This window comes from Rubrivirga aquatilis (genome assembly GCF_046845665.1).
In the GTDB taxonomy this organism is placed as follows: domain Bacteria; phylum Bacteroidota; class Rhodothermia; order Rhodothermales; family Rubricoccaceae; genus Rubrivirga.
The window spans coordinates 1,310,969-1,330,306 of record NZ_CP177355.1 but is presented as its reverse complement, the minus strand read 5'-3'; the positions used below and the strand labels follow the sequence as shown (position 1 = coordinate 1,330,306).

General features: G+C 74.7%; 21 protein-coding genes and 1 tRNA gene. 6 read left to right on the top strand and 16 right to left on the bottom strand.

From position 1 onward, the window contains the following. Positions 1–30: 30 nt before the first annotated feature. Both ACLII4_RS05745 and ACLII4_RS05740 read left to right on the top strand, forming a co-directional pair. Positions 31–1,623, top strand: a complete 1,593-nt coding sequence (locus ACLII4_RS05745) for a PAS domain S-box protein (RefSeq protein ID WP_412069942.1) — start codon at positions 31–33, stop codon at positions 1,621–1,623. 4 nt (positions 1,624–1,627) lie between these two features. Then, the gene (locus ACLII4_RS05740; RefSeq protein ID WP_412069941.1) at positions 1,628–2,290 is read left to right on the top strand and encodes a response regulator; all 663 of its coding nucleotides are present in this window, start codon (positions 1,628–1,630) and stop codon (positions 2,288–2,290) included. A gap of 174 nt (positions 2,291–2,464) precedes the next feature. Here ACLII4_RS05740 and ACLII4_RS05735 read toward each other — a convergent pair whose 3' ends face one another. The 11 genes from ACLII4_RS05735 to ACLII4_RS05685 all read right to left on the bottom strand — a co-directional run bounded on the left by ACLII4_RS05735 (position 2,465) and on the right by ACLII4_RS05685 (position 10,176). Then, entirely contained in the window at positions 2,465–3,655 is a 1,191-nt protein-coding gene (locus ACLII4_RS05735; RefSeq protein ID WP_412069940.1) for an alginate export family protein, read from the bottom strand. 3 nt (positions 3,656–3,658) lie between these two features. Continuing rightward, positions 3,659–4,039 (bottom strand): group III truncated hemoglobin, encoded by a 381-nt coding sequence (locus tag ACLII4_RS05730; RefSeq protein WP_412069939.1) that lies wholly within the window; start codon positions 4,037–4,039, stop codon positions 3,659–3,661. Further along, positions 4,036–4,359: a cupin domain-containing protein gene (locus ACLII4_RS05725; protein WP_412069938.1), complete on the bottom strand. Its 324-nt coding sequence runs from the start codon at positions 4,357–4,359 to the stop codon at positions 4,036–4,038. The genes ACLII4_RS05730 and ACLII4_RS05725 overlap by 4 nt, the downstream gene beginning before the upstream one ends. 66 nt (positions 4,360–4,425) lie before the next feature. Next, positions 4,426–4,959 carry a plastocyanin/azurin family copper-binding protein gene (locus tag ACLII4_RS05720; RefSeq protein ID WP_412069937.1) on the bottom strand — a complete coding sequence of 178 codons (534 nt, stop codon included), beginning with the start codon at positions 4,957–4,959 and terminating at the stop codon, positions 4,426–4,428. A gap of 4 nt (positions 4,960–4,963) precedes the next feature. Continuing rightward, positions 4,964–5,542, bottom strand: a complete 579-nt coding sequence (locus ACLII4_RS05715; RefSeq protein ID WP_412069936.1) for an SCO family protein — start codon at positions 5,540–5,542, stop codon at positions 4,964–4,966. Then, positions 5,539–6,294, bottom strand: a complete 756-nt coding sequence (locus ACLII4_RS05710) for a formylglycine-generating enzyme family protein (RefSeq protein ID WP_412069935.1) — start codon at positions 6,292–6,294, stop codon at positions 5,539–5,541. The genes ACLII4_RS05715 and ACLII4_RS05710 overlap by 4 nt, the downstream gene beginning before the upstream one ends. Positions 6,295–6,296: 2 nt before the next feature. Further along, positions 6,297–7,376, bottom strand: coding sequence for a copper-containing nitrite reductase (nirK, locus tag ACLII4_RS05705; protein WP_412069934.1), 1,080 nt, complete (start codon positions 7,374–7,376; stop codon positions 6,297–6,299). A 154-nt stretch (positions 7,377–7,530) separates the two neighbouring features. Then, on the bottom strand, positions 7,531–7,962 hold the full coding sequence (locus ACLII4_RS05700; RefSeq protein ID WP_412069933.1) for an RrF2 family transcriptional regulator: 432 nt from the start codon (positions 7,960–7,962) through the stop codon (positions 7,531–7,533). Between the two features lie 36 nt (positions 7,963–7,998). Then, positions 7,999–8,967 carry a TIGR00341 family protein gene (locus tag ACLII4_RS05695; RefSeq protein ID WP_412069932.1) on the bottom strand — a complete coding sequence of 323 codons (969 nt, stop codon included), beginning with the start codon at positions 8,965–8,967 and terminating at the stop codon, positions 7,999–8,001. Positions 8,968–8,972: 5 nt separating this feature from the next. Then, positions 8,973–9,680: a TVP38/TMEM64 family protein gene (locus ACLII4_RS05690; protein ID WP_412069931.1), complete on the bottom strand. Its 708-nt coding sequence runs from the start codon at positions 9,678–9,680 to the stop codon at positions 8,973–8,975. 82 nt (positions 9,681–9,762) lie between these two features. Continuing rightward, a complete protein-coding gene (locus ACLII4_RS05685; RefSeq protein WP_412069930.1) occupies positions 9,763–10,176 on the bottom strand; it encodes a CBS domain-containing protein in 414 nt (137 codons plus the stop codon). Between the two features lie 292 nt (positions 10,177–10,468). Here ACLII4_RS05685 and ACLII4_RS05680 point away from each other — a divergent pair, with 292 nt between their 5' ends. Together ACLII4_RS05680 and ACLII4_RS05675 are read left to right on the top strand one after the other, a co-directional pair. Beyond that, complete coding sequence (locus ACLII4_RS05680; RefSeq protein ID WP_412069929.1) at positions 10,469–11,416, top strand: DUF2267 domain-containing protein; 948 nt, start codon at positions 10,469–10,471, stop codon at positions 11,414–11,416. Continuing rightward, on the top strand, positions 11,413–12,873 hold the full coding sequence (locus tag ACLII4_RS05675) for a L,D-transpeptidase family protein (RefSeq protein WP_412069928.1): 1,461 nt from the start codon (positions 11,413–11,415) through the stop codon (positions 12,871–12,873). The genes ACLII4_RS05680 and ACLII4_RS05675 overlap by 4 nt, the downstream gene beginning before the upstream one ends. Here the strand turns inward: ACLII4_RS05675 and cls are convergent. The 5 genes from cls to ACLII4_RS05650 form a co-directional block, all read right to left on the bottom strand. Then, on the bottom strand, positions 12,870–14,300 hold the full coding sequence (gene cls / locus ACLII4_RS05670; protein ID WP_412069927.1) for a cardiolipin synthase: 1,431 nt from the start codon (positions 14,298–14,300) through the stop codon (positions 12,870–12,872). The two genes, ACLII4_RS05675 and cls, sit on opposite strands and share 4 nt — an antisense overlap. A gap of 126 nt (positions 14,301–14,426) precedes the next feature. Beyond that, on the bottom strand, positions 14,427–15,197 hold the full coding sequence (locus ACLII4_RS05665) for a universal stress protein (RefSeq protein ID WP_412069926.1): 771 nt from the start codon (positions 15,195–15,197) through the stop codon (positions 14,427–14,429). 132 nt (positions 15,198–15,329) lie between these two features. Next, on the bottom strand, positions 15,330–16,865 hold the full coding sequence (locus tag ACLII4_RS05660) for a PP2C family protein-serine/threonine phosphatase (RefSeq protein WP_412069925.1): 1,536 nt from the start codon (positions 16,863–16,865) through the stop codon (positions 15,330–15,332). A gap of 166 nt (positions 16,866–17,031) precedes the next feature. Then, complete coding sequence (locus ACLII4_RS05655; protein ID WP_412069924.1) at positions 17,032–17,523, bottom strand: metallophosphoesterase family protein; 492 nt, start codon at positions 17,521–17,523, stop codon at positions 17,032–17,034. Positions 17,524–17,629: 106 nt separating this feature from the next. Then, complete coding sequence (locus ACLII4_RS05650) at positions 17,630–18,289, bottom strand: hypothetical protein (protein ID WP_412069923.1); 660 nt, start codon at positions 18,287–18,289, stop codon at positions 17,630–17,632. A 59-nt stretch (positions 18,290–18,348) separates the two neighbouring features. Between ACLII4_RS05650 and ACLII4_RS05645 the strand changes: the two genes are divergently transcribed. After that, positions 18,349–19,188 (top strand): lysophospholipid acyltransferase family protein, encoded by an 840-nt coding sequence (locus ACLII4_RS05645; protein ID WP_412069922.1) that lies wholly within the window; start codon positions 18,349–18,351, stop codon positions 19,186–19,188. Between the two features lie 52 nt (positions 19,189–19,240). Beyond that, positions 19,241–19,313, top strand: a tRNA-Gln gene (locus ACLII4_RS05640). The last annotated feature ends 25 nt before the right edge of the window (positions 19,314–19,338 follow it).

The following is a 19,338-nucleotide window of genomic DNA, read 5'->3' as shown; positions in this document are numbered from 1 at the left end:
CTACTTTGCCCTGCCCGCCTCATACTGCTTGTGTCCCCGACGCTCCCGCCCGCCCTCGCCGCCCCGCTCGCCGAGCTCGCCCTGCGCGAGCTGGCCCAGGCCGGCTTTGGCGAGGCCGACGCCACGGGCCGCACCGAGGCCACGATCGTCGCCGACGCGCTGGGCGCCCCGGCCGCCCTGTTCGCCCTCGACGCCGACACCGGCCAGCTCGTGCCCGGGGCGACGGCCGGGTGGGAGCCCCAGGGCCCGATCCCGGTCGAGGGCGTCCTCACCGACGCGCTCCAGGGGCCCGCGTGCGTGGCGCTGTCGCCCGTCCCCCAAGCGCTCGCGGCGTCCGGCGTCCGTGGCGGGCTGGCCGTCCGCATCGGGACCGCCCACCGCCCGTTCGCGCTGCTCGCGGTCCTCCCCTCCGACGACCGCGCCTTTGGCCGGGAGGCCCGGGCCTTCCTGCTCGCCGCCGCCGCCGCGCTCCACGCCCGGTTCGCGCTCGACGACACGCGCCGCGCCCTCGAAGAGAGCCGCAGCCGGGCCCTGTCCGTGCTGGAGACGACGGTCGACGGCGTGCTCACCATCGACGACCGCGGGACGATCGAGTCGTACAACGCCGGCGCGGCCCGCATCTTCGAGTACGCCGCCGACGAGGTGGTCGGGCAGAACGTGTCGATGTTGATGCCCGAGCCGTACCACTCCGAGCACAACGGCTACCTCGAGGCGTACCGGACGACCGGCGTCCGACGGATCATCGGGATCGGGCGCGAGGTCGTCGGCCGCCGCAAGTCCGGCGCGACGTTCCCCATGGACCTCGCCGTGAGCGAGGTGGCGCTGCCCGACGGGCGGCGGATCTTCAACGGGTTCGTGCGCGACATCTCAGAGCGCCGCGTCCTCGAACGCGAGGTGCTCCGCATCGCCGAGGCCGAACGCCGCCGCATCGGGCAGGACCTCCACGACGGGCTCGGCCAGCAGCTGACAGCCATCGGCCTGTTCGTCCGCAACCTCGCCCGCACGCTCGACGCCGAGGGCTCCGACACTGCCGTCGACGCCCGCCGCATCATTGGGCTGCTCGACGACGCCGACTCCCACGCGCGCGGGCTGGCCCGGTCGCTGGTGCCGGTCGAGCTGGAGCAGAACGGGCTCGAGGCCGCGCTCGCCCGGCTCGCCGAGCGCGCGACGGCGCTCTACGGCGTCGCGGTGACGGCGGCGACCGACGGCTCGGGCCCGGCCGAGGCCTCGGCGCTCACGCCCGACGCGGCCTCGAACCTGTACTGGATCGCCCAGGAGGCCGTCTCGAACGCCGTCCAGCACGGCCGCGCTGCGTCCGTCACCGTCCACCTGGTGCGCGGCACCGACCGCCTCCGGCTCCGCGTCGAGGACGACGGCGTCGGCCTGGGCGGGTCGCTCCACCGCGGCGGCGTCTTCTCGGCCGACACGCCCGCGCCCGACGGCGCCCTGCCCGTCGACCCCGACGCCGCGCCCGCACCTGCGGATCACCGCGGGATGGGCCTCCGCATCATGCACTACCGGGCCCACCTTGCCGGCGGCGCCCTCGACATCCGCTCGGGGCCCCACGGCGGCACCCTCGTTACCTGCACGGTCCCCCTCCGCGGGACCGGCTTCCTCAGCTAGACCCATGACCCGCATCCTGCTCGTCGACGACCACCCGCTCCTACGCCAAGGCATCGCCATGACCATCGAGGCCGAGCCCGACTTCGAGGTTGTCGGCCAGGCTGGCGACGCCGAGGAGGCCCTGGCCATCTTCGACGGGCTCGCCCCGGACCTCGTCATCACCGACATCTCGCTGCCCGGGATGAACGGGCTGGAGCTGCTCAAGAACCTCCTCGCCGTCCACCCGGACCTCCCCGTGCTCGTCATCTCGCGCCACGACGAGGAGCTCTACGCCGAGCGCTCGGTCCGCGCCGGCGCGCGGGGCTACGTCTCGAAGCTGGCGGCGGGCGACCAGATCGTGGCCGCCATCCGGCGCGTGCTCCGGGGCGGGATCCACCTGTCGGAGGACCTCAAGGACAAGATGCTCTTCGGCGCGGCGGCCGGCGTCAAGGACGGGATGCAGACGCCGCTGGAGGTACTGAGCGACCGCGAGCTCGAGGTGTTCGAGATGACGGGCCGGGGGATCCCGACGCGCGAGATCTCGGAGCGGCTGCACCTGTCGGTCAAGACGGTCGAGAGCTACCGGTCGCGGCTGAAGGCGAAGCTGGGGCTGGCGAACGGGACGGAGCTGATGAAGCACGCCGTGGCCTGGGTCGAGGGCGAGGGCGCCGGCCGCGAGGGGGCATAGGGGCGGGCTGGCACCTGCTCGCGAGCGGCCCTCCCCCCGTCCGAGCACCCATCGCTGCGCTGAAGGGCGCTCGGACTGTCCCCCTCACCCGTGAGGGGGACAGCTTTCCGGCCTGGGGAACGGACCGGCTGGAAAGCGGGGGGAGGGGGCGCTCTCGACCGAGCCCACTGCTCACTAAAACGCGACGCTCGTCGCGAGGTAGCCCCAGCCCGTGGCGCTGTCGCCGAGCCGGTCCGTGGGCCAGAACGCCGAGGCGCCCAGGCTGACGGCGACGCCGGGCGCCAGCGGGACGGTCGCCGCGAGGTCCAGCTCACGCCCCAACGCCCGACCGCCCCCCACGTCCACGGCCGCCGCGAAGGCGTGGCCCGTCGCCGCGAGCCGCCAGCCCCGCCGGGCCCACGCCACGGACGCGAACAGGTCGTCCAGGCCCGCCGTGCCTCGGGGGAAGTAGTCCATCGCGCCGTAGAATTTGTGGTTTGTGGCGAAGAGCGTGTCGAACCGGCGGTCGACGCCGTCGGCGGGGTCGGCGTCGCCGGACAAGCGGGTGGCGCCGAGCGCGAGCCCGAGACCGACCAGCTCGGTCGAGACCTCGGCGCTGCCGAGCCACGACCGGATGTTGTCGCGCGGCCCGTCGGGCCCTGACGCGAGCGCGCCGCCCTGCCCGTACGCCTCGGCGTCGAGGCCGACGGGGCCCCAGCGGCCGTGGAGGCGGAGCCCCGCCGTCGTCCGCTGGCGCTGGCGCGCGCCGACGTCGGGGCCCGACTCGACCTCCGCCGCGTCGCCGTCGAGAAGCAGCGTGGCCTGGGCGGTGAGCGGCCCGACGGGCATCGCGGCGACCGCGCCGACGAGCGCTTGCGCATCGCTCGCGCCCGCCGCCGTCACGAGCTGGGCGGCGAACACCTCACCGGAGACGGCGCCCGCGGAGCCTCGCAGCCGGACCGCGTCGAACGTCCGCCCCACGTTGCTCCACCCGACGGCGCCGACGAGCCGCTGGTTGCCGACGACGATCTCCTGCCGCCCCACGCGTGCCGCCAGCGCCCGGCCTCCGAGGCTGTCGACCTCGAAAAACGCCTGGTGCACGTCGAGAAGGTCGGCCGATCCGTCGAGCGTACCGAGCGCGAGCGCGGGATTCTCGCCGCCCCACAGCCGGGAATCCTGAACCTGGACGAACGCCCGCACGCGCGCCGTCGGCCGGGCGTCGACCGCGAGCCGCGTCCGCAGCAGGTGGACCGGAGTGGCGGCGTCGACGCCGCTCAGGTCGCGGTTGTCGAGTTCGGTCCGGTGGCGGATCTCGCCGGTGACGGCGACCGGCTGGGCGGCGCCAGCCGTGGCGAGCGCAAGCGCGAACAGGGCGAGGCGGCGCATGGGTCAGGGGGCGACGGTCCACAGGCCGAGCTTGACCTGGAAGACGCCCGCGATCTGGTCGGCGCGGGCGCGCAGGAGGTCGGCGACGGGCCCAGCAAAGCGGACGCCGACGACGCGGTCGAAGCGGGAGACCCAGTGGGCAAAGTGGGCGCGCGTGAGTCCCTCCAGTCGGGCGTGCGGGGCGAAAGGGCGGCCTCGGTACGCGCCGGTCTGGAAGGCGACGGACGACCAGAAGGCCACCATCCGATCTCGATGCGCGGTTCCGTCCACGTCCGCGAAGTAAGGGCCCAGGACGGGGTCGGCTGTGATGTCGCCGTAGAAGGCGTCGACGATGGCGCGGATGTCGGCCTCGGCCTCTACGTCGCGTGTCGGGGCGGCGGTCATGACTCGTGGAGCAGGATGAGCAGCATCCGCAGGTCGCTGACCGCCTCGACGGCGTGGGGCACGGTCGCCGGGAGCCGGGTCGTCTCCCCCGCCCGGACGGCGTGCGGCTCGCCCGCGACCGAGATCCGGGCCTCGCCCGCGATTACCACCACGAGCGCATCGGTCGCGTTCGTGTGCTCACGGAGCCCCTCTCCCGCCGCCATCGCCAGCACGGACGCGGAGCCGGCGGCGGTCTTGTGGAGCACGCGCGTCGCGACGCGCCCGGTCTCGACCGGGGCCAGCGTCGCGAGCGACTGGGGAGTGGCGGAGGGGAGAGTCATGGGGGTGGGTTCGCGATGGAGGACGGGTTCGATGGCGTGGGGCGCGTGGAGGCCGACGCCCCACCACTACGCCACCGTCAGCGTCCCCGTCATCATCATGTAGTGGCCCGGGAAGGTGCAGACGTAGGTGTAGGTCCCGGCCGCGGGCGCCGTGAACTCGACCGTGACCGTCTCGCCGGGCGCGGCGATGGCCGTGTGCGCAATCACCTGGCTGGCGAGCTCCGCCGGGATGTACTCGGTCGCCTCGGCCGACATGGCCGCCTGCCCGAAGGCGTTCACGTCGGCGCCCTGGTGGAGCACCACGACGTTGTGGCTCATGGCCGGGTTGTCGGCCGTGTTGTTGAAGGTGAGCCGGACCGTCTGGCCGGGCTGGGCCGTCATCGCGGTCTGCTCGAAGGCCATCGTGTTGCCGACGGGCGTGAGGGTGACCTCAAGGGCCGGGCCGTCGAACGCGGGCGGCGCCTCCGGAGTGGCCGCGACGGTCGGCGCGGCCGACGCCGCAGGGGCGGGCGCCTCGGCGGGAGCTGGAGCGGTGTCGCCGCCGCACGCGGCGAGGACGAGAGCGAAAACGACGACGAGGGAGCGGGAGAGCAGGGTCATGGGGTCAGGAGTCGGAGCCGAGGGCTCGGTGAAAGTCTGCGAGGGCGGGCGCGGGGTCCGCGCCCAAGCCGGTGAGTTGGGCCGCGACGTCGCCGCCGCGGTCCAAGAGGGTGATGAGATTGGAGTGAGCGATGGTGCCGTCGGGCTCGGGCCGGTAGCGCACGCCGAGCACGGCCGCCAGCGTCTGCACGTCGTCGGGGTCGCCGGTGAGCAGCGTCCACTCGTCGCCGAGCCCGTGGGCATCGCGGAACATGCGGAGGTGGGCGGGCGAGTCGCGCTCGGGGTCGAGCGAGACGAGTACGTAGGCGAGGTCATCGGCGTCGGCGGCCTCGCCGAGCGCCTGCATGTCGCGGACGATCGTCGGGCAGGCCGTCCCGCAGGACGCGTAGACCATCGCGAGCGCCACGGGGCGGCCCTGGAAGTCAGCCAAGCGGGTCGGGGCGTCGGCGTCGGTCGTCCAATCAACCTCGACGAGGTAGAGCGAGGTCTCGGACAGCGCGGGGGGCGGGGCCTCGGCGCAGCCCGCCAACCCGGTCAGGGCCAACGCCGCAAGCAGGACGAGGAGGGGGAGGGGTCGGGTCACTGTGCGTCGAGGGCGGTGCGAAAGCCCAGGTTGGGGACGGCGTAGCGGGCCTCGAGCCCGCTCCGGTAGCCATAGCGCAGGAAGGCCGCGTAGTCCTCGAAGTCGGCCGCGCCGACGGCGCCGGCGGAGCAGAAGAGCGCGCGGTCGGCGTCGCGGTTGCTCCGCGAGTCGGCCGTGACGAGGGCGCTGGTGAAGTCGGCGGTCCACTCCCAGACGAGCCCGTGCAAGTCGTAGGCGCCCCAGACGTTGGGCGTGCCCTGCCCGACGGCGGGGAGGACGGCCGGGCGCGGACGGCTCACCCACGCCAGCAGCTCGCGCGTGTAGTCGGGGTCGGAGCGGCCGTCGCGCCGGGTGGCGCTGGCGGACGCGGCGTACTCCCACTCGTCGGTCGTCGGCAGGCGGCGGCCCCGCCAGGCGGCGAAGGCGCGGGCGGCGAACCACGACACGTCGACGACGGGGGCGTTCGGCGGCAGCGCCCCGAAGTCGAGGTCGCCGCGCCAGTCGCGGAGGTAGCTGTCCTCGGCGAAGAGCGCCGGCACGCGCGAGCGCCGCCACGCCGGGTTCTCGCGGACGAAGATGCGGAACTGGCGGTTCGTGACCGGCCGCGCGTCGAGCCAGAACGTCGCCACGGCGACGGACCGGGGCCCCGACGCGGTCTCGTAGAGCGGCCGGTACGTGCCGCCCTCGATCTGCACCATCCCCGTGGGCGGGGCGGCGACGAGGGCGGCGAGCAGGAGCGTGAGGACGGGCATCGCTAGCGGGCGGCGCTGGCGAGCGGGTCGGCCTGGGGCGCGACTGTGCCCCGGAAGACCTCCGGGTTTTCCGGGCCCGTCACGTCGAGGATGCCCACGGCGCCTTTGTTGAAGGCGCGGAAGAGCGCGTGGTCGACGAGCGTGTAGCGGCCCGGCACGTCGAGCAGGAACTCGACGATTGCCGAGCCGCCCGCCGGGACCAACGTCGTCTGCACGTTGAGCTGATTGACGCTCGTCCCGCCCTCGCCGTAGACGCGGTCGAACATCTCGCCGATCACGTGGAAGCTGGACGTGAGGTTGGGCCCGCCATTCCCGACGAACAGCCGGACCGTCTCGCCGACCTCGGCGCGGATCGCGTTCTCGCCCGTCATCGAGCCGACGCGGCCGTTGAAGACGACGTACTCCGGTGACTCGTCGAGCGCCTTGTCAAGGTCGAAGGCCTGCAAGCCTTCCTCGCCCATCTTGCCGGCCGTATAGAGCTCGCTCTGCATGATGTAGAACTCACGGTCGACCGCCGGCAGCCCGGCCTCGGGCTCGACGAGAATCAGCCCGTACATCCCGTTGGCGACGTGGAGCCCGACGGGCGCCGTCGCGCAGTGGTAGACGTAGAGGCCCGGCTTGATGGCGCGGAACTCGAACGCCGTCGAGTGGCCCGGCACGACGAGCGAGACGGCGGCCCCGCCGCCCGTCCCGGTGACCGCGTGCAGGTCGATGTTGTGGGGGACCGTGCTCTGGGCGCTGTTCGTGAGGTTCATCTCGACGATGTCACCTTCACGGACGCGGATAAAGGGGCCCGGCACGCCGTCGCCGAACGACCAGAACGTGTACTCGACGCCCGGCGCCAGCTCGCGCGTGACCTCCTCGGTCGTCAGGTTGACGATGACGCGCGTGGCGTAGTCGCGGGTGATCGGGGGCGGCACGTCGGGCGCGTGGGTGAGCACGGCGATCTCTTCGCCCTGCGTGGCGGGCGTGCCGACCGTGGCCGAGGCGAGGTCGAGGCGGAGCCCGTCGGCGGGCGCGGGGGCCGACTGGCACGCGGCGAGCGCGAGCACGGTCGACAAGACGAGGAGTCGGGGGAGCATGGCGGGGGCGAATTGCGGACCACGGGGTCCTGAATTGGAGGACGAGACGGCCGCAGCCGTGAGCCTCAGGCTACCGGACCCGGCGTCTGGCCCGTGCGCGGGACGGCAGGGCGCACGCGCGGGCCATTGCCGGGGCGGGCCGCCGGGGAATCCCTTACCCCGCTGACAGCCGCGCCAGGTGGCCGTCGGGCTCGCTGGCGGCGTCCTCGAGCGTCGTGTCGGCGAACACGTCGCGGAGCCGCTCGCGGGCGGCCGTCCACTCGTCGTGGAGGGGGCACGGCGCCTCCGTCCCGCAGCCGGGGAGCCCCAGCACGCACGTCCGAAACGCGTCCGGCCCGTCGATGGCGAGGACGATGTCGAGGAGCGAGATCGCTGACGGCGCACGCGCGAGCGCCACGCCGCCGCCGGGGCCACGCCGGGTCGCCAGCAGATCCGCATGCGCCAGGTCCTGGGCCACCTTCGACAAGAAGGCGCCGGGCGTCCCGAGCGCCTCGGCCAGTCCGTGCACCGGGACGTAGCCCTGGGGCCCGCGCGTCAACAGGAGCGCGAGCCGCAAGGCGTACTGACAGCGTTGCGAGACGACCACGGGAGGAGCGGGGGCGGCGACGGAAGGTCGAACCAGTCAGAGCACACCGGCCACCAGCAGCGCGGCCAAGGCGGCAAGGAGGGCGGTCCACAGCACCAGCACGCGGCCGGTCAGCCGCCACTCCCTAGGCGGCAGGCCCTGGAGCAGGAAGGTGGCGATCCCGGCGACGTTGATGCAGACCAGGTTGGTGGCGAACAGGACGAGGGCGCCGACCGCGAGCGCCCCGCCGCCCTGCCCGGTGAGAGCGGCCCCGCAGAACAGGCCCGCCGCCGCCAGCGGGGGGACGAGGGCGACCGCGATCATGACACCGACGAGCGACGCTGAGAGGCCCCGACTGAACGCGAGCACGCCCGCCGCCCCGCTCGCGAGCGCCAGCGCGATGTCGGCCGGCCGGGCGACCGCGCGCGCCGCCAGCTCCGGGACCGTCGGGTCGACCTCGATGGTCAGCCCGAGCCCGAGTGTGGCGAAAAACGCGGCGCCGGAGCCCGCGGCGAGGGCGAGCCCCGCCCGGCGGCCCAGCCCCACGTCCCCGATCGTCGCGCCCATCGCGAGCGCCATGCACGGCCCGAGCAGCGGCGCGATCACCATGGCCCCGATCACGACGGCCGTCTGCCCCGACCGCATCCCAAGCGCCGCGATGATCGCCGAGGCGACGGCCATCGCCAGAAACGACCGCGTCAGCACCGTCCCCTCTTCGACGTCCTCGCGGAGCTCTTCGGTGCTCAGCCGGTCCCGCGTGACGAACGTTTCGAGCGCCGTCGGCGGCCGCGACGGACGGACCCACCCGGTCGGCCGGGCCACGGCCTCGACGGTCAGCACGGCCACGGTGACGTCGTCGCGGTCGAGCGCCGCCAGCGCGGCCTCAACCTCCGACCCACGGACCACGGCCGTCACCGTCGACCGTGGGTCGTCGGGGCCGGGCCAGACGTGGGTGGCCAACCCGTCGAGGGCGTGTCGGGCACGGGCATCATCCGCGCTGTCGACAATCAGAAGTCGGTTGGACATGGGCGTCAGGCCTCGGGGGCCAAGCGGCGAAAGACCACGACGACGGCCCCGACGCCGAGCGCGACGAACGCGGCCACGGCGACGACCATCAGGCCTGCCTGGCGCTCGACGAGGCCGGTGCCGGCGGCCACCGCGAGCCCAGAGAACACCACTTCGACGACGGCGAGCACGACGAGGTAGCGCCCCACCGGATACCGCGCGGCGCCGAGCACCGCGCCCGCCAGCTCGGACTGGAACGCGAGCTGGATCAGGCCCACCACCCACAGCGGTGTCTCGGGCCGGATCCGCCCCAGCAGCCGCGCCACGCGCCCATCGCGGTCGTAGCGAGCCACGGCTCGGCCGCCCAACACCCGGCCCGCCGCGTACGCCCCCGCCCCGCCCAGCGTCCACCCGATCCACAGCAGCGCGCCCGTCCCGACCGGGCCCCACACGTCGAGGGCGACGGGGACGAGGGCGCCGCTCGAGAAGAACGCCAGCAGCGCCGAGACGGCGCTCAGGGCCACGAACAGCAGCGCACCGAGCACGGGCCGCGTCGCGAACACCGGCTCGACGAGCGCCACGCCCGCCGCCAGCAGGCCGTGGAGCAGGTCCGACACGACGACGGCGACGAGCGCCGCGAGCACGACGGCCGACACGCCGACCCGGCGCTGGAGGGAGGCCCGCCGCTCGCGCGCGATCGCGGGACCGGTGGGGGCGGGCGTGGGGAGGGGCATAGACACGGGACGCCTCGTGAAGGCGCGCGGCGGCTCGCCGGACGCGAGGCGCCCGGTGTATCGGTGCCCCCGAGGGATCGGGCTACTGGTCTCGCTCGACACCGGAGGCCAGGCGAAGCACGTCGGCGGTGGTGACGATGCCCACCAAGTGGCCCTCGTCGACGATGGGCAGAGCGGACACGTCTTCGCGCAGCATGGTGTCGGCGGCTTCCTCGATCGACATGGTCGGGTCGGCCGTGACGGGATGCCGCGACATGATCTCGCGGAGCGTGCGGTCGAGGCCGGGGCCGACGTCGGGGTCGAACTCGGAGTCGCCGAGAAACGGGCCGGCGGCGCGGAGCAGGTCGCGGTCCGACACGACGCCGACGAGGCGGCCGTGCTCGACGACGGGGAGGTGCCGGAAGCCGCCGGAGCGGAACCGGTCGCGGGCGTCGAGGACCGTCTCGCCGGGCGCCGCCGCCTCGACGTGGCGGGTCATGAGATCGCGTAGGGTCATGGGACGTGGGGTGGAGATGGGGCAGGCTACCGGGCGCATCGCCCACCCTCTGCCGCGTCCCTGCCCCTTCGCGTGCCGGGCGTGTCGCTGACGCTCTGCGGGGGCGCCCCCCGCAACACCACCGGCGCGGGCCGGGGCCTGTGGGGAGCCGCCCCACACCGGCTCCGGGGCCCCGCCCACTCGGCGGCCCCGGACTGGCTGGCGAGATCGGCACCGCTGAGTGCCTAGCCTGGAAACGACCGCTCTCGGGGTGGCCGGCCGTCCCCGGGCGCCCCCCTCTCCCCCTCCCGCCATGTTCCAACTCCTCGACCTCGGGCGTGACGACGTCCTCGCCTACCGCGCCTCCGACATCGTCACCGACGACGACATGCGGGCGGCGACGGCCGCCTTCGACGCCGTCCTCAACCGCCACGACACCGTCCACCTCTACGCCGAGGTGGAGGGACTGCGCGGGTTCGATGCCCGGGCGCTCTGGCTCGACCTCGTCTACGGCCTCCGTCACCTCGGCGCGTTGCGTCACATCGGCCGCGTGGCGCTCGTCACCGACTCGGACTGGATCCGTCGGATCGCCCGGATCGAGGCGCGGATCTTGCCCATCGGGCGGCTCCACACCTACCGCCCCGACGACCGCGACACCGCCCGTGCCTGGATCGGGTCGGCGCCGACCGTGGCCGCGGACGCCCCCTCCCCGAGGGACGACATGGAGGGCTGGCTGGCGGCCGGTGGCCTCGACGCGGCCTGGGATCTGGAAGACTGGCTGGACGACGAGTGGGCCGACGACGAGGGCCCCGACGAGGCCCGGGCCCGCCGACCACGCGCCCCCCGCTTCGGCCACACCGTCCACCGGACGCACGTCCTGCTCCGCGACGTGGCGGGCCGCCTCGGCGTCGACGGGACCGCCCCCGCGTACCACGCGCTCCGGGCCGTGCTCCCCGCCTTGCGCGACCGGATCCCGGACGCCGAGGCGGCCGACCTCGCAGCCCAGCTCACGATGCTCGTCCGCGGCATGTTCTACGAGGGCTATCACCCCGGCCGCTCGCCCCGGAAGGACGACCGCGACGCGTTCCTCGACACCGTCTCGGACTCGCTCCGGCTCGGCACCCCGTTCTCCGCGGAGGCGGCCGTCGCGGCCGTCGGTGGCGCCCTCGGCGACAGCGTGAGCGAGGGCGAGTGGACGCAGGTGCTGAGCGCGATGCCTGCCGACGTCCGGGCGCTGTTCGAGACCCCCATCGCCGCGTGATCGTGCGCCCCACGACCGGCCTGATCCTGCTCACCTTGCTGGCGGCCCCGCTCGGCGCCCAGCCGCTCGACGCGGCGGCGCTCGGCCGGGCCCTCGACCGGGCGCTGCCGACCGCGTCAGCAGAGGCGGCGCGCGAGGTCTACGCCGCCCGCGCCGACAGCCGTCTGTGGACCGACCGCGACGGGCTCTCCGAACGCGGCCGCCAGCTCGTCACGGCGCTGGGGCAGGCGGGGGCCGATGGGCTCGACCCCGCCGCCTACCTCTCCCCCGTGCCGTCGGCGCCCGTGGCGGCCGAGGCTGGGCTCACGGCCGCGTTCTTGGGCTTTTCCGAGGACCTGATGCACGGCCGGGTCGACCCGGCGTCGGTCCACCGCGACTGGCGCGCCACGCGGCGCCGCCTCGACGCGAGCGCCGCGCTCCGGCTGGCGGCGTGGCGGGGCCCCGAGGCCGCCATCCGTGCGGCCCGTCCGCCACACGCCGGCTACGCTCGTCTCCGAGACGCCCTGGCCGACCTCCGCGCCCGTCCCGCACCGACGCCGCTCCCCGACGGGCCGATCCTCCGTCTCGGCGACCAAGGCCCCGCCGTCGCCGCGCTCCGTCGGCGGCTCGCGGACGACTCGGCGCTGTCGGCTAGCGGCGACACGTTCGACGCCGCCCTCGAGACCGCCGTCCGCCGCGCCCAGTCGAGGCTGGGGCTCGCCATCGACGGGGCCGTCGGGCCGGCCACGCGAGCCGCCCTCAACGCGGGCCCGGCCGAGACCATCCGCCGGGTCGTGCTCAACCTGGAGCGCTGGCGCTGGCTCCCCGCCGACCTCGGCGCCCGCCACCTCGTCGTCGACGTGGCTGGGATGCAGGCCGCGCTGGTGGACGGCGACCGCGCCGTGTGGCAGAGCCGCGCCATCGTCGGCACGCCGCGCACGCCGACGCCCGGGCTGTCGTCGCTCGTCGAGCACGTCGTGCTGGCGCCGTACTGGGTGGTGCCCGAGAGCATCGCCCGCGCCGAGATCCGCCCGCGGCTGGCGCGCGACCCCGGCTACCTCGCCCGCCACCACATGGACCGGCTGCCCGGCGGCACGATCCGCCAGCGGCCCGGCCCCGACAACCCGCTCGGGCCCGCCAAGCTCATCTTCGCCAACCCGTTCGGCGTCCGCGTCCACGGCACGTCGGCGCCGTCGCTGTTCGAGGCGCGCGTCCGGGCGTTCAGCCACGGCTGCATCCGCGTCGAGCGCCCGCTGGCGCTGGCGGCGCAGTTGCTTCCCGGCATGAGCCCCGACGAGATCGCGGCGACCGCCGCCACGGACACCGACGTGTGGATCGCGCTCGACGCCCCCGTCCCCATCCACGTCGTCTACTGGACCGCCCGCGTCGACGCCGACGGGATGCTTCTGCTCCGCCCCGACGTGTACGGTCGCGACCGGGCGCTGGCGCGGGCCCTCGGCCTTCGGGCTCCGAGCTAGAGGATCGGCGCGAGCAGGCGCGTGGCCGCGGTCCCGGCCCGGTCCCACGCCCCGCGCGCGGCGAGGTCGGCCGTCGTCAGCCGCGTCGAGCGGGCGAAGTCGGCCTCGAACATGGCGCCGACCTCCCCCGCGAACCCGGCGTCGGCGACGACGCACGTCAGCTCGAAATTGAGCCGGAACGAGCGGTTGTCGAGGTTGGCCGTCCCGACCGCCGCGAGCGCGTCGTCCACCACGAACGCCTTCGTGTGCATGAACCCGTCCTCGTAGAGCCACGTCTCGACGCCTGCGCGGTCGAGCTCGGGGAGGTAGGCGAACGGCGCGTAGCGGAACAGGGCACGGTCGACGGCCCGCGTGGTGAGCACCCGGACGTCCACGCCCCTCAGGGCCGCCGCCTGGAGTTCGCCCAAGACGTGGCTGTCGGGGATGACGTAGGGCGAGGCCACCCAGAACCGCCGCTCGGCCATGCCGATGGCGTGGGCGACGAGGAGCCGCCCCGTTTCCATGCGGTCGGCCGGGCCCGACGGCACGACGAGCGCCGCGCGGTCGCCGGGGCCGGGGTGGGGCGTCCAGTCGAGGCCGAGCGTCTCGCCCGTCGCGTAGAGCCAGTCGCGGGCGAAGGAGGCCTGAAGGCCGAGCGCGGCCGGGCCCTCGACCCGAATGTGTGTGTCGCGCCAGGGCCGGGGATCGGGCCCCTCGCCCAGGTACTCGTCGCCCACGTTGAGCCCGCCGGTCAGGCCGACCCGGCCGTCGGCCACGACCACCTTGCGATGGTTGCGGAAGTTGAGGCGGAACTGGCCCAACGGACTGCGGTGCCCGCCGGCATCGCTCACCCGGACGCCCCCCCGGGTGAGCGTCCGGACCCAGCGGCTGGACAACCCCAGGCTCCCCACCTCGTCGTAGAGCACGGCCACTCGGACGCCGCGTGCAGCGGCGGCCAAGAGCCGCTGCTGAAGGTCGGTGCCGAGCCGGTCGTCGCGGACGATGTAGGCCTGGATCAGCAGGTGATCGGTCGCCGTGTCGATGGCGTCGAACACGGCCTCGTAAGTCGCGCGCCCGTCGACGAGCAGCCGGACGGCATTCGCGCGCGTGAAGGAGGCGTCGGCGAGCGCGGCGATCCCCCGCAGCCGGGTGGCGGCGTGGAGGTCGGGCAGGTCCTCGGGGCCGACGGCCCAGTCGGTCGACGCGAGCGCCGAGGCACGAGCGGCCGCGATCCGGCCGGCCGTATCGGCCACCACGCGGGCGTAGTCGCGGAACCGGGCCCGCCCGAACGCCCAGTACGCGGGGAGCGCCACGAGCGGGACGAGCGCTAGCGCCAGCGCCCACGCCGCCGCCCCCTGGGGCGTCCGCGTCCGGGCCACCGCGTCGACGGCGCTGAGCACGCCGAGGCCGTAGATCACGGCGAAGCCGATCCACCAGGGCGCAGCCACTACGAGGCCCCGGCGCCTCGTCGGGCGACGGTCGTGTGCGGGACGCCGAGGACCTCAGGAGTAGCCATCCGCGAAGGGTAGCACCGAGCCGAGCCCTCGCGTCGCCGGCCCGGCCCCCCGTCGTGTCTACGAGGGGACGCGGAGGGTGCTTCCCGGGCGGTCCCGCCGGGCGGTGACGACCAGGCCCGGGCGGATCTGGCCGACGACGCGCGCCACCGCGTCGCGGGGGGGGCCCTCGGCGAGACGGACGGTGACACGCACGTCCGCGCCTCCCGCCGCCTCGACGAACCGCTCGACGCGCTGGAGCCGGTCCTCCTCGCCCATGTCGATGGGCTCCCCGCCCCACAGGGCCGCCTCCGTCGGGCACGGCACCGCGTGGACGACGTCGACCGAGCCGCCGAGCGACGCCGCGAGCGCACGGGCCTCGCGGAGCGCCGCCGCCGACGCCTCGGAAAGGTCGACCGGGACCAGCACGTGGAACCCCTTCGAGATGCGCCCGCCGCCGGGCCCGACCAGAAGCACGGGGCTCTCGGCGTCCCGCGCGAGCGTCGCGACGAGCCCGCCCAGTCTCAGCAGCTCGCCGTCGCCGTCGCGCGCGGCGGCGACCACCAGGTCGGCCCGCCCGGCCGCTTCCCGAAGGCGCGCGGCGGTGTCCGGCGGCCCGGCAAGAGTCGCGGTCACCTCGACCCCCCAGGCGCCGATCTCGTCGGCGAGCGTTTCTAGTCGCTCGCGAGCCGCGCACGCGCCGTCCGGTCCGGCGCCGCCGGGCGCGGGGCCGGAGACGTGGAGGAGTTCGAGGCGGGCGCGAGACGCCTCCGCAAGCCGGGCGGCGTACCGGACGGCGCGCTTGGCAGACGGGGAAAAGTCGGTCGGGCAGAGGATGTGGCGAGGGAGCATGGCTGGAGACGATTGTTCGACTGCACGCTACCTCCCCGCGGCCGCCGTCTTTGAGAGGGCCGGAGCCTCGGGTGCGCCCCGGCATCCGCGCGCACCGGCGCGGGGCTCCTCCCCACATCCCGACCGCGTCCGCTAGCTGTGCTCGCGATGCACCACCAGCACCGTGAGGTCGTCGTCCTCGGCGGCCTCGGGCGCCTCGGCGCTCCAGGCCGCCACCAGCGCCTCGACGGCCTCGACGGCCTCTTTCGCAGAGGGCGCTGGCGCGAGCGCGCGGTCCAGGCCCTCCGGCCCCAGCTCGTCGCCGTCGGCGTCCTGCGCCTCGGTCACGCCGTCGGTGTAGAACACGAGCGCATCGCCGGGCGCGAGGTGGTCGATGCCCGCTTCGAAGGCAGCGCCGGGCACGACACCGAGGAGGGGCCCGCCAGTCGCCAGCGCCTCCACGCGGCCGTCGGCGCGGACGATGCGGGGCGGCGGGTGGCCGGCGACGACCGACACCACCGCACCGTCAGGCGCGACGACGGCCCACGCCAGCGTCACGAACTGGTGGACCTCGGTCGAGTCGAACACGAGCCGGTCCAGGCGGCCAGTCGCGGCGACGAGCGCGGCGGCCGGCGTGTCGCCGGCGAGGTCGGGCTCGGCGAGCCGGAAGCCCGCCTGCAGCGTCGCCATCAGCAGCGACGCGCCGATGCCCTTCCCAACGACGTCGGCGACGGCCACGAGCAACCGGCCGCCGACGTCGGCGGCGTGGTACGTGTCGCCCGAGACCTCGTGGCTGGGCCGCCACTGCGCGGCGATGTCGAGCCCTGGGATCGCGGGCAGCGTCTCGGGGAGGAGCCGTGCCTGCACCTCGCGCGCCAGCCGGACCTCCTCGCGCAGCCGCTCGCGCTCGAGCCGCTCCTCCACGCGGTCGGCGGTCTCAAACGCGCCCACGGCGAGGGCCGCGAGCGCGGCCACGAAGTCGGACGTATCGCGGTCCGGATACCAGTCCGGCGGGGTCCCGAACGGCGCGCCGAGCACGACCGCGCCGCGCGTCAGGTCGCCCGCTCGGAGCGGGACGGCCCACCGCCACGTCTCCGCCAGCGCGGGATCGTCGATGACGGCGGGGCGCTCTAGCCGGGCGAGCGCGCGGGGCACCTCGGGCGCTGGGGCGCCGCGCGCGAGGACGGTCTCCAACGGACCCTCGTCGTCGTCGCACAGGGCCACGGCGACGCGGGGAACGAGCAACTGGCCCATTAGCGACCGCGCGATCTGCCCGGCGATGGCCTCGCGGTCGAGCGCCTGCCCAAACGTCTGCGCCAGCTCCAGCAGCGTCCGCAGCCCGTGCGCGCGGGCCGCGAGGGCGCGGTTGGCGCCGACGAGCGCCTCGGCCGACTGCCGAGCGGCCAGCGTCGCCGCCGTCGCGTTCGCCAGCGACCGCGCGAGCCCCTCTTCGGCTGGCCCGTAGACCGCGCCGCCGAGCCGCGGCCCCAAGCCGACGACGCCGAACCTCCGGCCGCCGTGGCGCAGCTCCACGACCAGCGGGAAGTCGGTCGCCAGCTTCGCCCCGTCGACCGCGTCCCCCACGGCAAGTCCTGCCGCGCCCTTCGCGACGGCCACGCGGAGCCCGTCGCCCTCGGCCAGCGCCGCGACCGAACGCGCCGCCAGCAGGCGGCTCATCAGCGCCAGCACGAGCGCGCCGAGCGGGTCGTCGAGGGTGTGCGTGGCGTCGATGGGGTCGTCGACGGCGCCGAGGGGGGCGAGAGGCGTCAGAGGAACGGGGGACGGGGGACGGTCAAGGTGGCGCAGGGGACCGGCCGGCGCAAGCGGTGGGCGTCTGCTGGCGACCGACGGAGCGCTACGGCTCCAAGTGAATCACCTCGGCCTGGCTCATCGCCCCGTCCTCGACGGTGAGCCGGACGCAGGTCTTGACTTGGTGGAAGCCCTGGCGGCCGGCCGCACCCGGGTTGAGGTACAGCATCCGGCGCAGCGCCGGGACCCGCTCGACGCGCAGGATGTGGCTGTGGCCGCACACGAAGAGGTCCGGCGGGTCGGCCCGGAGCGCGGGCCCGATGCCCTTGGCCCACCGCCCGGGCCGCCCGCCGATGTGCGTCATCCACAGCCGCACGCCGCCCACGCGGATCTTGACGTGCTCCTTGAACTGCCCCCGCACCGGCGGCCCGTCCACGTTCCCGTAGACGCCGACGACCGGCGCCAGCTGTTCGAGCCGATGGACGACCTCGACCGGCCCCACGTCGCCCGCGTGCAGGATCAGGTCGACGTCGGCGAACACGTCGTCGAGTTCGGGGTGGTAGTAGCCGTGAGTGTCCGAGACGATGCCGAGGCGCAAGGCGGGGCGGGGTTGGGGGCCGGGAAGATGCCTGCGCCGTGCGCGCCGCGCCGCGCCCCGGCCGAATTCTACCCGATCCCCGTGGTCTCTTTCCCGATTTCCCTTCCTACACCTCCTCGACCCAGTCCGGCAGGTCGTCGAGCGCCCACTGTTCGAGGTAAAAGCGGTGCTCGCCGCGCGCGCGGCGGAAGGGGGCGACGAGCCGGCGGACGCCCGGCGCGGGGTGCTGGCGGAACGCGTCGGCGAGCGGGGCGTGGAGGGGCGCGTTCGCGAAGAGGCTCCAGTCCTTGCCGTCGAAGGCGGGCTCGGGGAAAAAGGCGGCGGCGCCGGCGTCGAGCACGGCGCGGAGCGCGTCGAGCCGGTCGCGGCGCTCGCCGTCGGCGGCGGCCGCGAGCGCCGCGAGCGGGGCAGGCCCGACCGCCAGCGCCAGCCCGTCGGCCCGGCGCAAGGCGACGGCGGCCTCGGCGTCGAGCAGCCCGCGAGCCGTCCCACCGACCGCGAGCGCGGTCCAGCCCCGGCCACCCGCCCACGCCAGCAGCGGCTGCACCCACGACTCGGCGTCGTCGAGCGCCGTCAGCCCGACCCGGCGGGTCTCGCCCAACGATGTGCCTGCGAGGTAGGCGCGGGCATACGGCTCGGGCGCGCGCGCGAGGAACGCCTCGAGCGTCGGCGCAGGCGCGTCGCGGCGCCGCGCGTCCGGCTGGTCGTCCGGGACGAGCGCTTCGAGCCCGACCGGTTCGTCGACGAAGACTTTCACGATGTCCATGCCGGGGAATCGCCGCGCGCGGTGCGACGTTCCCCCCCTTCGACCGCCCGTGCGCCCCGATGAAAGCCGTCTCCTCCGCCCTCACCTGGGTGTTCGTCGTCCTGCTGGTGCTGCTGGCGCTCCCGACGATGCTCCTCGTCCGGCTCTTCGACTGGACCCCGACGCAGGTCCGCACCGGCCGCACGTTCCGCGTGATCGGGAGTTGGACGACGCGCGTCAACCCCGCGTGGCACATCGCCGTCGGCGGCGTCGACCCGAAGACGCTCGACCACCCGTTCGTGGTCGTCAGCAACCACCAGTCGATGGCCGACATCCCGGTCGTGTCGCTGCTGCCTTGGGAGATGAAGTGGGTCGGCAAAAAGGAGCTGTTCGACCTCCCGTTCATGGGCTGGCTGATGCGGCTGGCCGGCGACATCGCCGTCGACCGCAAGGACCCGGTCAGCCGAGGGACCGTCCTGCTCCGAGCCCAGCGCAAGCTGGAGCACGGCACGTCGGTGATGTTCTTTGCCGAGGGCACGCGCTCGCGCGACGGCCGCGTCAAGCTGTTCCACGACGGCGCGTTCCGGCTGGCGATCGCGGCCGGCGTGCCCATCCTCCCGCTGGCGCTCGACGGCACCATGGACGCGCTCCCCAAGCACGGCTGGCAGTTCTCGCGCGCCGACGTCCGGCTCGACGTGCTGCCGCCGGTCCCCACTGCCGGGCTCTCCGAGGACGATCTGCCCGAGCTCCGCGACCGTGTCCGCCAGCAGATCATCGAGCACGTCGCCGCGTGGCGCGAGGTGCCGGCGGAGAGCGTGGATCAGCTGCTGCTGCCGCAGGAGGCGCCCGAAACAGCCGGACCGGGCGAAGAGCGGGCGAAGAGCACCGTTGTGGAGCCCCGACCCGGCGCGGGCAGTTGATCCCCGCCCCCCCGAGTCCCTAGCTTGGACGTTCCGCGCTCAGCGTGGACGATGCCCGATAGCTCAATTGGCAGAGCGCCAGTTTCTGGATCTGGAGGTTCAAGGTTCGATTCCTTGTCGGGCAACACCGAACGGCTCTGAGGCACCCGC

What these genes read in the sequence shown, in the direction of transcription:
- ACLII4_RS05740 (WP_412069941.1), top strand. Translation starts at nt 1,628, where the DNA reads ATGACCCGCATCCTGCTCGTCGACGACCACCCGCTCCTACGCCAAGGC.
- ACLII4_RS05735 (WP_412069940.1), bottom strand. Translation starts at nt 3,655, where the DNA reads ATGCGCCGCCTCGCCCTGTTCGCGCTTGCGCTCGCCACGGCTGGCGCC.
- ACLII4_RS05730 (WP_412069939.1), bottom strand. Translation starts at nt 4,039, where the DNA reads ATGACCGCCGCCCCGACACGCGACGTAGAGGCCGAGGCCGACATCCGC.
- ACLII4_RS05725 (WP_412069938.1), bottom strand. Translation starts at nt 4,359, where the DNA reads ATGACTCTCCCCTCCGCCACTCCCCAGTCGCTCGCGACGCTGGCCCCG.
- ACLII4_RS05720 (WP_412069937.1), bottom strand. Translation starts at nt 4,959, where the DNA reads ATGACCCTGCTCTCCCGCTCCCTCGTCGTCGTTTTCGCTCTCGTCCTC.
- ACLII4_RS05710 (WP_412069935.1), bottom strand. Translation starts at nt 6,294, where the DNA reads ATGCCCGTCCTCACGCTCCTGCTCGCCGCCCTCGTCGCCGCCCCGCCC.
- nirK (WP_412069934.1), bottom strand. Translation starts at nt 7,376, where the DNA reads ATGCTCCCCCGACTCCTCGTCTTGTCGACCGTGCTCGCGCTCGCCGCG.
- ACLII4_RS05695 (WP_412069932.1), bottom strand. Translation starts at nt 8,967, where the DNA reads ATGTCCAACCGACTTCTGATTGTCGACAGCGCGGATGATGCCCGTGCC.
- ACLII4_RS05690 (WP_412069931.1), bottom strand. Translation starts at nt 9,680, where the DNA reads ATGCCCCTCCCCACGCCCGCCCCCACCGGTCCCGCGATCGCGCGCGAG.
- ACLII4_RS05685 (WP_412069930.1), bottom strand. Translation starts at nt 10,176, where the DNA reads ATGACCCTACGCGATCTCATGACCCGCCACGTCGAGGCGGCGGCGCCC.
- ACLII4_RS05680 (WP_412069929.1), top strand. Translation starts at nt 10,469, where the DNA reads ATGTTCCAACTCCTCGACCTCGGGCGTGACGACGTCCTCGCCTACCGC.
- ACLII4_RS05665 (WP_412069926.1), bottom strand. Translation starts at nt 15,197, where the DNA reads ATGCTCCCTCGCCACATCCTCTGCCCGACCGACTTTTCCCCGTCTGCC.
- ACLII4_RS05650 (WP_412069923.1), bottom strand. Translation starts at nt 18,289, where the DNA reads ATGGACATCGTGAAAGTCTTCGTCGACGAACCGGTCGGGCTCGAAGCG.
- ACLII4_RS05645 (WP_412069922.1), top strand. Translation starts at nt 18,349, where the DNA reads ATGAAAGCCGTCTCCTCCGCCCTCACCTGGGTGTTCGTCGTCCTGCTG.